At 77.9% G+C, this 13727-nt stretch carries 2 pseudogenes; both read left to right on the top strand.

Features of this window, described 5'->3' with window-relative positions:
* Positions 1–6: 6 nt before the first annotated feature.
* Positions 7–11253 (top strand): annotated as a pseudogene (locus tag KPL59_RS22665) (type I polyketide synthase); the annotation flags it as partial.
* A pseudogene (locus tag KPL59_RS37790) lies at positions 11214–13640 on the top strand (beta-ketoacyl synthase N-terminal-like domain-containing protein); the annotation flags it as partial. The pseudogenes KPL59_RS22665 and KPL59_RS37790, both read left to right, overlap by 40 nt.
* Positions 13641–13727: the final 87 nt, after the last annotated feature.

Genomic DNA, 13727 nt, shown 5'->3' on the forward strand with positions numbered 1-13727 from the left:
GTCGCCCTGCGGGCATCGATCAAGGAGACCGAGCGGCTCCGCCGGCAGAACCGGGACCTGCGGGCGGCGTCGAACGAGCCCGTCGCGATCGTCGCCATGGGCTGCCGCTTCCCGGGCGGTGTCACCGACCCGGACGAGCTCTGGCAGCTCGTCGACTCCGGCCGCGACGCCGTGGGCGGGTTCCCCACCGACCGCAACTGGGACCTCGACGCCCTGCACGCCGGGACCGTCGACGACCGCGGCACCGAGGTCAGCCTGCAGGGCGGGTTCCTCGACGGGGTCGCCGACTTCGACCCCGGCTTCTTCGGGATCTCCCCGCGCGAGGCGGTCACCATGGACCCGCAGCAGCGGTTGCTGCTGGAGCTGGCCTGGGAGACCGTCGAACGCGCCGGGCTGGACCCGTCCACGCTGCGCGGCAGCCGCACCGGCGTCTACGTGGGCACCAACGGCCAGGACTACGCGCACCTGCTCATCCGCTCGATGGACGACGCCACCGGCGACATCGGTACCGGCATCGCCGCCGGCGCCGTCTCCGGGCGGCTGTCCTACGAGCTCGGCCTCGAGGGCCCCACGGTCACCGTGGACACCGCCTGCTCGTCGTCGCTGGTGTCGATGCACCTGGCGGCGCAGGCGCTGCGGGCCGGTGAGTGCGGTCTCGCGCTCGCCGGCGGCGTCAACGTGATGGCCACCCCCGGCTCACTGGTCGAGTTCAGCCGCCAGGGCGGGCTGGCCCGCGACGGACGCTGCCGCTCCTTCTCCGACGACGCCGACGGCACCGGCTGGGCCGAGGGCGCCGGACTCGTCCTGCTGGAGCGGCTGTCCGACGCCGTCGCGCACGGGCACCCGGTGCTCGCGGTGCTGCGCGGGTCCGCGGTCAACTCCGACGGCGCCTCCAACGGCTTCACCGCGCCCAGCGGGCGGGCCCAGCAGCGGGTCATCCGCGCGGCGCTGGAGCGGGCCGGTCTCGGGCCGGGCGAGGTCGACGTCGTCGAGGCGCACGGCACCGGCACGGTGCTCGGCGACCCGATCGAGGCCGGCGCGCTGCTGGCCACCTACGGCCGCGACCGCGAGCACCCGCTGCTGCTCGGCTCGGTCAAGTCGAACCTCGGCCACGCCCAGGCCGCGGCCGGGGTCGCCGGCGTGATCAAGATGGTGCAGGCCGTCCGGCACGGCGTCGCCCCGCAGACCCTGCACGTCACCCGGCCCAGCACCCGGGTGGAGTGGACCGAGGGGATCCAGCTGCTCGACCGGGCCCGACCGTGGCCGGAGACCGGGCGGCCCCGGCGCGCCGCCGTCTCCTCGTTCGGGGTGAGCGGCACCAACGCCCACCTCATCCTCGAACAGGCTCCCGAGCCCGAGCCCCCCGCGCAGGACGCACCCCGCCACCCGGACGCGGCCACCCCGCCGTGGCTGCTGTCCGCGCGCAGCTCCGAGGCGCTGGCCGGGCAGGCCCGGCGGCTGCTCGACCACCTCGACGCCCGGCCCGGTGTCCGCCCGCTCGACGTCGCCTGCGCCCTGGCCACCACCCGCACCGCGTTCGAGCACCGGCTCGCCGTCGCCGACCGCGACGCCCTCGCCGCCTGGCTGGACGGCGCCCCCACCCCCGGGACCTGCACCGGCACGGTCACCGGCAGGCCCAGGACGGCGCTGCTGTTCTCCGGGCAGGGCTCGCAGCGTGCCGGAATGGGCTCCGGTCTGGCCCGGCGCTTCCCCGTCTTCGCCGACGCCCTCGCCGAGGTGCTCGACGAGCTCGGCCTGCCCGCCGACGCCCTGGACACCGTCTCCGACGACACCGGGTCGGCGCAGCCCGCGCTGTTCGCCTTCCACGTGGCCCTGTACCGGCTGCTGGGCTCGCTCGGTGTCGTCCCGGACATGGTCGGTGGGCACTCGGTCGGCGAGATCGCCGCCGCACACGTCGCGGGGGTGTTCCCGCTCGCCGATGCCTGCCGGCTGGTCTCCGCCCGCGCCGCGCTGATGGCCGCGCTCCCGCGCGGCGGCGCCATGATCGCGGTCGAGGCCACCGAGGACCAGGTGCGACCGCTGCTGACCCCCGGGGTGGCGATCGCCGCGGTGAACGGCCCGTCCGCGGTCGTGCTGTCCGGCGCGGAGGACGAGGTCGTCGCGATCGCGGGCGGGTTCCGGCACACCCGCCTGCCGGTCTCGCACGCGTTCCACTCGCCCCTGATGGACCCGGTCCTCGACCGGTTCCGGTCGGTCGCCGAGAGCCTGACCTACCGGCGGCCGTCGCTGCCGGTGGTGTCCAACCTGACCGGTGGCCTCGTCGGCGACGAGCTGTGCGACCCGCAGTACTGGGTGCGGCACCTGCGCGGCACCGTCCGCTTCGCCGACGGACTGGCCGCGCTCGCCGCGGCCGGGGCCGGGGTGTTCGTCGAGGCCGGGCCGAGCGGTGCGCTCACCGCGAGCGCCGCGGGCACCGCCGAGCTGGTGCCCACCCTGCGCCGCACCGGCGCCGAGGAGCCCGCGCTGCTGGCCGCCCTGGGCCGGCTGCACACCGCCGGGGTCCCCGTCGACTGGGCGGCGGTCCACGAGGGCACCGGCGCCCGGCCGGTCGACCTCCCGGTCTACGCGTTCGCGCACAGCCGGTTCTGGCCCGAGGTGTCGGTGCGGGTCGCCGACGCCGCCGGCCTCGGCGTGTCCCCGGCCGGGCACCCGCTGCTGGGGGCGGTCACCACCGTCGCCGGGTCCGACGAGGTGCTGCTCACCGGGTCGTTGTCGACCGCCACCCACCCGTGGCTGGCCTCGGCCGACGGTCCCGGGCTGCTCCCCGCCACCGCCGTGCTGGAGCTCGCGCTGCACGCCGCGCACACCGTCGGGGCCGCCGGCGTGGCGGAGCTGACCGTCGACCCGCCGCTGCACCTGCCCGCGGGCACCGCGATGCGGCTGCAGCTGCGCGTCGGCCCGCCGGACGCCGACGGGCACCGCCCGCTGCACCTGCACGCCCGCCCGGACGACGGCACCGAGGGCCCCTGGACCCGGCACGCCACCGGCACCCTCGCCGCGCCCGGAACCACCGGCCCGGCCGCGACCACCGACACCGCGTGGCCTCCGGCCGGTACCGTCGTCACCGACCTCGCCCCGGGCATCGACGAGCTCGCCGCGGCCGGGCTGCCCGCCGCACCCGTCTTCGCCGGTGTGCGGTCGGTCTGGCGCCGCGACGACGACCTGTTCGCCGAGGTCGCGCTGCCCGAGCAGGACGGCGACGCCTGGGGCCTGCACCCGGCGCTGCTGGAGGCCGCGCTGCACCCGGTCGTCCTCGACGGCCCCACCGCGCTGGCCCCCGTCACCTGGCGGGACGTGCGGCTGCACGCCGCGGGCGCGTCGGTGCTGCGGGTCCGCATCACTCGGGACCGCACCGCCGGCGCCGCCGGCACCGACGGCACCGCCACAGCCGCCACCGCGGTACGGCTGACCGCCACCGACGTCACCGGCGCGGCGGTGCTCACCACCGGCCCGGTGACGCTGGGCCCGGCGCCGCGCCCGGACTCCGCGACCACCGCCGCGCACGACGCGGCGGGGCTGCTGCTGCGCACCGACTGGGTGCCGGTCGAGCTCCCCGCCGCCGGCCCGACGGTGCCCGATCCCACGGTGCTCGATCCCACGGTGCTCGATCCCACCGTGCTCGACCTCACCGGCGACCCCTCTGCCGGCGCCGCCGGGGTGCACGCGCTCACCGCGCGGGCGCTGGCGGCGGTCCAGGCCCACCTCGCCGCGGACGGCGACGACACCCGCGCCGGCGGGGGAGCCCTGCTGGTCCGCACCCACGGTGCCACCGGCGGCGACGACCCGGCCGCCGCAGCTGCCTGCGGACTCCTGCGCTCGGCCCAGACCGAGAACCCCGGCCGCATCCTGCTCGTCGACACCGACGACAGCCCCGCCTCCGCCGCGCTGCTCCCGCGGCTGCCCGCGCTGCTCGCGGCGGGGGAGACAGCCGTCGCCGTCCGGGACGGGGCCGTCCGCGCCCCGCGGCTGGTCCCCGCACCCGCTCCCGCGGGCTCCGGCAGCGGACGGCCGTGGGACCCCGAGGGCACCGTCCTGCTGACCGTCGGCACCGGCGGGCTCGGCGCCGAGCTCGCCCGTCACCTCGTCGCGGGCGGGGCCCGCCACCTCACCCTGCTCAGCCGCCGCGGGGCCGGGGCCCCCGGCGCCGCCGACCTCGTCACCGAGCTGGAGCAGGCGGGCGTGCGGATCGTCGTGCACGCGTGCGACGTCGCCGACCGGGCCGCGCTCGCCGCGGTCATCGGCGGGCTGGAGCGCCCTCTCACGGCGGTGGTGCACGCCGCGGGCGTCCTCGACGACGGTGTCGTCGCCGCCCTCACCCCGGAGCGCCTCGACGCGGCGCTCGCCCCCAAGGTCGACGCCGCCTGGCACCTGCACGAGCTCACCGCCGACCTCGACCCGGCCGCGTTCGTGCTCTACTCCTCGGTCTCGGGCATGCTCGGCGCCCCCGGCCAGGGCAACTACGCCGCCGCCAACAGCGCCCTCGACGCGCTCGCCGCGCACCGCCGCGGACACGGCCTGCCCGCCGTCTCACTGGCCTGGGGAGCCTGGGCGCAGGACGCGGGCATGACCGCCACACTCGCCGACACCCGCCGGATCACCGCGGCCGGCGCCCCGATGCTGAGCGTCGAACAGGGCCTCGCCGCGTTCGACGCGGCCCTGCGCCTCGACGAGCCGGTCCTCGCGGTCCTGCCGCGCGCCCTCGCCGCGCCGGCACCGACCGGGGCGGTGCCCGCGCTGCTGCGCGGGCTCGCCGGGACCGGACGCCGCCGCGCCGCCGACGGCCGCGGCGGCACCGCGCACGACTGGGCCGACCGGCTCGCCGGACTCGATCCCGAGGACCGGGCCGACCGGCTCACCGCGCTGGTCCGCGCCGCCGCCGCGGCGGTCCTGGGCTACGACTCGCCCGCCGCGATCACCGACGACGCCGAGTTCCGCCGCCTGGGCGTCGACTCGCTCACCGCGCTGGAGCTGCGCAACCACCTCGCCGCCGCGACCGGGCTGACCCTGCCCGCGACGCTGGTGTTCGACCACCCGACCCCACGTGCGGTCGCCGCGCTGCTGCTCGAGGAGATCCTCGGCGCCACCTCCGTCACGCCAGCCGCGGTCACCCGTACCGCGGACGGTGCGGACCCAATCGTCGTCGTCGGGATGGGCTGCCGTTTCCCCGGCGGCGTGCGTTCGCCCGAGGAGCTGTGGGAGCTGCTCGCACAGGGCCGCGACGTCGTCACCGGGTTCCCCACCGACCGCGGGTGGGCCAACGGCCCGCTGGCCGGGGTCGAGGGCCGTGGTGGGTTCCTCGACTGCGCCACCACCTTCGACCCCGCGGTGTTCGGGATCTCCCCGCGCGAGGCGACCGCGATGGACCCGCAGCAGCGCCAGCTGCTGGAGGTCACCTGGGAGTCCCTGGAGCGGGCCGGCATCGACGCGGCCTCACTGCGCGGCAGCGCCACCGGGGTCTGGGTCGGCACCAACGGCCAGGACTACACGCACCTGGTCGTGCAGTCCGACCAGGACGTCGAGGGACACGCCAGCACCGGGCTGGCCGCCGCGGTCATGTCCGGGCGGCTGTCGTACACCTTCGGCCTGGAGGGGCCCTCGCTGACCGTCGACACGGCTTGCTCGTCGTCGCTGGTCGCGCTGCACCTCGCCGTCCGGTCGCTGCGCAGCGGCGAGACCTCCCTCGCCCTCGTCGGCGGCGTCACCGTGATGTCGACGCCGATGAACTTCGTCGGGTTCGACGCCCAGGGCGGGCTGTCCCCGGACGGTCGCTGCCGCGCCTTCTCCGACGACGCGTCCGGCACCGGCTGGTCCGAGGGTGCGGGCATGCTGGTCCTGGAGCGGCTGTCCGACGCCCGCGCGCACGGACATCCGGTGCTCGCCGTGCTGCGCGGGACCGCGCTCAACTCCGACGGCGCCTCCAACGGGCTCACCGCCCCCAACAGGCCCGCCCAGCAGCGCGTCATCCGCGCCGCCCTGGCCGACGCCGGGCTCGCCCCGGCCGAGGTCGACGCCGTCGAGGCACACGGCACCGGGACGGTGCTCGGGGACCCGATCGAGGCCCAGGCCCTGATCGCCACCTACGGTCGGGACCGCGAGCACCCGCTGCTGCTCGGCACCGTGAAGTCCAACCTCGGCCACACCCAGGGCGCCGCCGGCGTCGCCGGGATGATCAAGTCGGTGCTGGCGCTGCAGCACGCCGAGCTTCCCGCCACCCTGCACGTCGCCGCGCCCACCGGGCACGTCGACTGGGCCGACGGCGCGGTGTCGCTGCTCACCGGACACACGCCGTGGCCCTCGACCGGGCGTCCGCGCCGGATCGGCGTCTCCTCCTTCGGGCTGTCCGGGACCAACGCGCACGTCCTGGTCGAGCAGGCCCCGCCGGAGACGCTGCCGGAGACACCGCCCGAGGTGGCGCCCGCCCCCGACGTGGTGCCCGCGGTCGTGCCGTGGCCGCTGTCGGCCGTCGACGACGAGACCCTCGACGCGCTCGCCGCCCGGGTGACCGCCGCGGGCACCGACCCGCTGGACACCGGCCTGACCCTCGCCACCCGCCGCACCCGCCTGGACCGGCGCGCCGTGCTGCTGGCCGGCCGCGACGGGGCGGCCGCACCCGTCGAGGTCGCCCGCGGCACCGCGGGCGGCGGGCGCCCGGCGCTGCTGTTCTCCGGGCAGGGCGCCCAGCGGGCCGGGATGGGTCGCGAGCTCCACGCCCGCTTCCCGGTGTTCGCCGCGGCCCTCGACGAGGCCCTGGCGGTCCTCGACCCCCGGGTGCGCGAGGTCATGTGGGGCACCGACGCCGACGCACTGGCCGACACCGCGGTCACCCAGCCGGCGCTGTTCGCGGTGGAGACCGCGCTGTACCGGCAGCTGGAGTCCTTCGGGGTCCGCCCGGTCGCCGTCGGCGGCCACTCGGTCGGCGAGATCACCGCGGCCCACGTCGCGGGTGTGCTCTCGCTCGCCGACGCCGCCGCCCTGGTCACCGCCCGCGCCACGCTCATGGCGGAGCTGCCCGCGGGGGGCGTGATGGTGGCGCTGCGGGTCACCGAGGACGCCGCCCGGGCCGCGCTGGCGGCCGAGGGGACCGCACTCGCCGACGTCGCCGCCGTGAACGGACCTCGTTCGGTGGTGCTCTCCGGCGAGGCCGCCGCCGTCGAGGCGGTCCGCGCCCGGCTCGGCGTCGAGGGCACCCGGCTGCCGGTGTCGCACGCGTTCCACTCGCCGCTGGTCGAGCCGGTGCTGGAGCGGTTCGCCGGTGTCGTCGCCGGGCTGCGCCTGTCCGCGCCGCGGATCCCGGTGCTGTCCGGGACCGCCGGTGCCCTCGCCGGGGACGAGATCACCGACCCCGCGTACTGGGTGCGGCACGTGCGGGCCACGGTGCGGTTCGCCGACGTCGTCGACGCCGCGCGCGCCGCCGGGGCGGACACGCTGCTGGAGGTCGGTCCGGACGCCGTGCTGGCACCGTTGGCCGACGGGATCGTCCCGACGCTGCGCCGCGACCGGGACGAGGAGACCGCGCTCGCCACCGCGCTCGCCCGGCTCCACGTGGCGGGCGGGCCCGTGCGGTGGGGCCCGTGGTTCGACGGGACCGGGGCCCGGCCGGTGGACCTGCCGGTCTACCCGTTCCGCCGGGACCGGTACTGGCTCGACCCCGCCGCCCGCGCCAGCGGCGCCGACCCGGGGGAGTCCGCGTTCTGGGCCGCTGTCGAGCAGGGCGACCTGGAGTCGCTGGCCGCCACCCTCGACCTGGACGACGACGCGGTCTCCGCGGTCGTCCCGGCGCTGTCGGCCTGGCGCCGCCGCCGCCGCGCCGAGGGCGCCGTCGACGCCGTCCGGTTCCGCGAGACCTGGGAGCCGGTCACCCCCGCCGCCCCCGCGCGACCGGGCCGGGTCCTGCTGGTCGCCCGGACCGCCGACCCCGGCACCGATCCCGACACCGCCGCCGTGGCCGCGGCGCTGCGCGACGCCGGTGCGACGGTGGCCGGGCCGGTCGCCGTCGACGACGTGGCGCTCGCCGACCGCGGCGCGCTGGCCGCCCTGGTCGGCCCGGCCGGGGCCGGCGCGGACCGCCTCGTGTCCCTGCTCGGTCTGCACCCCGACGCGCACACCGCGCTCACCGGCACCCTCACCCTCGTCCAGGCCCTCGGCGACGCCGGTGTCGACGCGCCGCTGTGGACACTCACCCGCGGCGCCGTCGGCACCGGTGGCGCCGACCCCGCTCCGGTCCCGGAGCGCGCCGCGCTCTGGGGGCTCGGCCGGGTCGCGGCGCTCGAGCACCCCACCCGCTGGGCCGGGCTCGCCGACCTGCCCGCCGACCTCGACGGCCGGGCCGCCCGCCGGCTCGTCGCCGTCCTCACCGGTGCGGGTGAGGAGGACCAGGTCGCGGTGCGCGACAACGGCGTGCTGGGGCGGCGGCTGGTCACCTACCCGGTCGGCGCCACCGCCGAGGCCCCGGCTCCCGGCTGCGTCCTGGTCACCGGCGGCACCGGTGCGCTCGGCGCGCATGTGGCCCGTGACCTCGCCCGTCGCGGCACCCGCCGGCTGGTGCTGCTGGGCCGCCGCGGCCCCGACGCCGCCGGAGCGGCCGAGCTGTCCGCCGAGCTGACCGCGCTCGGCGCCGAGCCGGTCTTGGTCGCCGCCGACGTCACCGACCGCGACGCACTGGCCCGCGTGCTCGACGCACACCCCGTCGACGGCGTCGTGCACGCCGCGGGTGTCCTCGACGACGGCGCGCTCGACTCCCTGACCCCGGACCGGTTCGACACGGTGTGGCGGACCAAGGTCACCGCCGCGCGGCTGCTCGACGAGCTGACCCGGGACCACCCGGTCGCGCTGTTCGTCCTGTTCTCCTCGGTCGCCGGCGCGGTCGGCAACCCCGGCCAGGGCAACTACGCCGCAGCCAACGCCGCCCTGGACGCGCTCGCGGCGGCCCGCCGCGCCGACGGCCTGCCGGCGGTGTCGGTGGCCTGGGGGGCATGGGCCGGCGACGGCATGGCCGCCGGCGACGACGCGGACCGGGCCCGTCGCCGCTCCGGCTCCACCGCGCTCGACCCGGCGCTGGCCCTGTCCGCGCTGTGGCGCTCGGCCGACGGCCCGGCCGCCGCCCCGGTGGTCGCCGAGCTGGCCCGCCCGCAGCTGCTCACCTCGCTGCTGTCGCTGCGCCCGTCGCCGCTGCTGTCGGCGCTGCCCGGCGCCCGGGCCGCCGCGGACGCGGCCGCCGCGGCCCGCCGGGACACCGAGCGGGCCGGCGGGGAGATGCGCGCCCGGCTGTCCGGGCTGCGCGGCACCGACCGGATCGAGCCGGTCCTGGACCTGGTGCGCGCCACCGCCGCCGCCGTGCTCGGCCACACCGGGACCGACCGGATCCCCGCCGAGCGCCCGTTCCGTGACCTCGGGATCGACTCGCTCACCGCGGTGGAGCTGCGCGACCGGCTCGCCGCCGTCACCGGGCTCGCCGTGCCCGCCGCGCTGGTGTTCGACCACCCCACCCCGCGGGCGGTGGCCCGGCACCTGCTCGACGAGCTCGACCCGGCCGGTGACGCTGCCGATGACGCCGCGGCCCCGACCACGTCCGTGGCCGGCCCGGACGACCGGAACGACCCGGTCGTCGTCGTCGGCGCGGCCTGCCGGTTCCCCGGCGGCATCGCCTCGCCCGAGGACCTCTGGACCGTCCTCACCGAGGGCCGCGACGTGATCGGCCCGTTCCCCACCGACCGCGGCTGGGACCTCGCGGCGCTGGCCGGCGACGGCCCCGGCGCCAGCGCGACCGCCCGGGGCGGGTTCCTCGACGGCGTCGCCGACTTCGACGCCGCGTTCTTCGACATCTCCCCGCGCGAGGCGCTCGCCATGGACCCCCAGCAGCGGCTGCTGCTGGAGACGTCCTGGGAGTCCCTGGAGCGCTCCGGCACCGAACCGACGAGCCTGCGCGGATCCCGGACCGGGGTGTTCGTGGGCACCAACGGGCAGGACTACCAGCGCGTCGTCCTCGGCTCCCGAGAGGACCTGGAGGGCCACGCCGGCACCGGGCTGGCCGCCAGCGTCATCTCCGGGCGCCTGTCCTACGCGCTCGGGCTGGAGGGGCCCGCCGTCACCGTCGACACCGCGTGCTCCTCGGCGCTGGTCGCGCTGCACCTCGCCGCCCAGGCGCTGCGGGCCGGCGAGTGCGACCGTGCCCTGGTCGGCGGGGTCACCGTGATGGCCACCCCGACCTCGTTCGGCGGGTTCTCCCGGCAGGGCGGGCTCGCCGCCGACGGCCGCGTGAAGGCCTTCTCCGACGACGCCGACGGCACCGCCTGGTCCGAGGGCGCGGCCGTGGTCGTCGTGGAGCGGCTCTCCGAGGCCCGCCGGCACGGCCATCCCGTGCTCGCGGTGCTCCGCGGCTCGGCGGTCAACTCCGACGGCGCCTCCAACGGGCTCACCGCCCCGAACGGGCCGTCCCAGCAGCGGGTCATCCGGGCCGCGCTCGCCGCGGCCGGGCTCGACGCCGCCGACGTCGACGTCGTCGAGGCGCACGGCACCGGCACCGCACTCGGCGACCCGATCGAGGCGCAGGCACTGCTGGCCACCTACGGCCGCGCCGACCGCGACGCGCCGTTGCGGCTCGGCTCGGTGAAGTCGAACATGGGCCACACCCAGGCCGCCGCCGGCATGGCCGGGCTGCTCAAGATCGTCCTCGCGATGCGGCACGGGGAGCTGCCCCGCACCCTGCACGTCGAGCGACCCACCGGCCGGGTGGACTGGGCCGACCGGATCGCGCTGCTCACCGAGCCGCGCCCGTGGCCAGCCGGCGGACGCACCCGCCGCGCCGGGCTCTCCTCGTTCGGCATCAGCGGCACCAACGCCCACGTGGTGCTGGAGGAGCCGCCGCCCGGGGAACCGGCTCCGGCCCGCCCCGGGCCGGAGGACGCGCTCGTCCCGTGGCCGGTCTCCGCCCGCAGCGCGCGCTCCCTGCAGGAGCGGGTCGCGCAGCTGCACGCCCTCGACCCGGCCGGCCCCGGCGCCCGGTCCGACATCGGCGCCGCGCTGGCCGCCACCCGGGCGGTGCACGAGCACCGCGCCGTGTTCGCCGCGGGCCCGGACGGTCTCATCGAGCTGGCCAGCGGCGTCGCCGGGGAGCCGGGCACCGCGGTCCTGTTCTCCGGGCAGGGCAGCGTCCGGCTCGGTGCGGGCCGCGAGCTGCACGCCCGCTTCGACGTCTGGCCCGGCACCTCGTCGACGGCGGCGCGCGGCACCTGACCCTGGTCAGCCGCCGCGGCCCGGACGCGCCCGGCGCGGCCGAGCTCGTCGCCGACCTGCGGGCGGGCGGGGCGCAGGTCGCGGTGCACGCCTGCGACGTCGCCGACCGCGACGCTCTCGCCGCGGTGCTCGCCGGTCTGGAGCGGCCGCTGACCGCGGTGGTGCACGCGGCCGGGATCCTCGACGACGGCGTCGTCGGCTCGCTCACCCCGGAGCGGCTCGACCGCGTGCTCGCCCCCAAGGTCGACGCCGCCTGGCACCTGCACGAGCTGACCGCCGGGCTCGACCTCACCGCGTTCGTCCTCTACTCCTCGGTCTCGGGGGTCATGGGTAGCGCCGGGCAGGGCAACTACGCCGCGGCCAACGGCTACCTCGACGCACTGGCCCAGCACCGCCGCGGGCTCGGGCTCCCCGCCGTCTCCCTGGCCTGGGGTGCCTGGGCGCCGACCACCGGCATGACCGCGGCGCTCGACGCCGCGGCCCTGGAACGGATGGAACGGTCCGGGATGCCGCCGCTGTCGCTCGAGCAGGGCCTCGCCCTCTACGACGCGGCCACCCTGGTCGACGACCCGGTCGTCGTCCCCGCCCGGGTCACCGCGGGCAGCGGTGCCGGACCGGCACCGGACGCCGCGACCGTGCCGCCGCTGCTGCGCGGCCTGGTCCGCACCCGGCGCACCGCCGCGGGCGGCGGGGACGGCCGCGCCAGGGACCGGCTCACCGGCCTCGCCGCCGACGACCGGCCGGACGCGGTCCGCGCCCTGGTCCGCGCCGAGACCGCGGCCGTGCTCGGACACGCCTCGCCCGAGGGCCTCGACGGCACCGCCGAGTTCCGCCAGCTCGGACTCGACTCGCTGACCGCGGTCGAGCTGCGGAACCGGCTCACCGCCGGCACCGGGCTGAGCCTGCCCGCCACGCTCGTCTTCGATTACCCGACACCCGACGCGCTCGCCGCGCACCTGCTCGGCGAGCTCTTCGGCGACCCGGATGCCCCCGCGGACACCTCGGCCGCCGCACCGGCCCGCGCCACCGACGACGACCCCGTCGTCGTGGTCGGGATGAGCTGCCGGTTCCCCGGCGGTGTCCGGTCCCCGGAGGACCTGTGGCAGCTCCTCGTGGAGGAGCGCGACGCCACCGGTCCGCTGCCCACCGACCGCGGCTGGGACCTCGCCGCGCTGGCCGGCCAGGGGCCGGGCTCCAGCGCGACGGCCCGCGGCGGCTTCCTCGACTCGATCGCCGAGTTCGACCCGGAGTTCTTCGGGATCTCCCCGCGCGAGGCGCTGTCGATGGACCCGCAGCAGCGGCTGGTGCTCGAGGCGTCCTGGGAGGCGTGCGAGCGCGCCGGGATCGATCCGACCGCCCTGCGCGGCACCCCGACCGGGGTGTTCGTCGGCACCGGCGGCGCCGAGTACGCGCACCTGCTGTTCGGCTCGCCGGAGAGCATGGAGGGCTACTCCGGGACCGGCACCTCGGCCAGCGTCACCTCCGGCCGGGTGGCCTACGCCCTGGGCCTGGAGGGCCCCGCGATGACCGTCGACACCGCGTGCTCCTCGGCGCTGGTGGCGCTGCACCTCGGCGCGCAGTCGCTGCGCGCCGGCGAGTGCTCGCTGGCCCTCGCCGGTGGCGTGCAGCTCATGTCTACCCCCGGCGCCTTCATGGAGTTCACCCAGCAGGGCGGCCTCGCCCCGGACGGCCGGTGCAAGCCCTTCTCCGACGACGCCGACGGCACCGCCTGGTCCGAGGGCGTCGGCGTGATCGTGCTGGAGCGGCTGTCCGACGCCCGCCGCCGCGGCCACGAGGTCCTCGCGGTGCTGCGCGGCTCCGCGGTGAACTCCGACGGCGCCTCCAACGGGCTGACCGCCCCGAACGGGCCCGCCCAGCAGCGGGTCATCCGGGCGGCCCTGGCCGCGGCCGGGCTGACCGCAGCCGAGGTGGACGCGGTCGAGGCGCACGGCACCGGCACGGTGCTCGGCGACCCGATCGAGGCCCACGCGCTGCTGGCGACCTACGGGCGGGGGGAGCGCGAGCACCCGCTGCTGCTCGGGTCGGTCAAGTCCAACCTCGGCCACACCCAGGCCGCCGCCGGCGCGGTCGGCGTGGTCGCCACGGTGCAGGCGCTGCGGCACGGCGAGCTGCCCCGCACCCTGCACGTCACCGAGCCCTCCGGCCACGTGGACTGGTCGTCCGGGGCGGTGCGGCTGCGCACCGAGCGGACCCCGTGGCCGGACACCGGGCGGCCCCGCCGGGCCGCGGTGTCCTCGTTCGGGATCAGCGGCACCAACACCCACGTCGTGCTGGAGGCCGCACCCGAGCCGCCGCCCGTCGCGGAGCCCGCGGCCGGGCAGGTGACCCCCCAGGGCCCCGGCAAAGTCGTGATGGGTGGGTCCTGAGCTGCGGTGATGTGGGGGGTGGGGGTGGGTGCGGACACAGGCTTGGCGTGATCATGAGGGTGTCGAATCCTTGCTCACGTCAGGAAG

The organism is Pseudonocardia sp. ICBG1142, from assembly GCF_020496255.1.
Taxonomy (GTDB): Bacteria; Actinomycetota; Actinomycetes; order Mycobacteriales; family Pseudonocardiaceae; genus Pseudonocardia.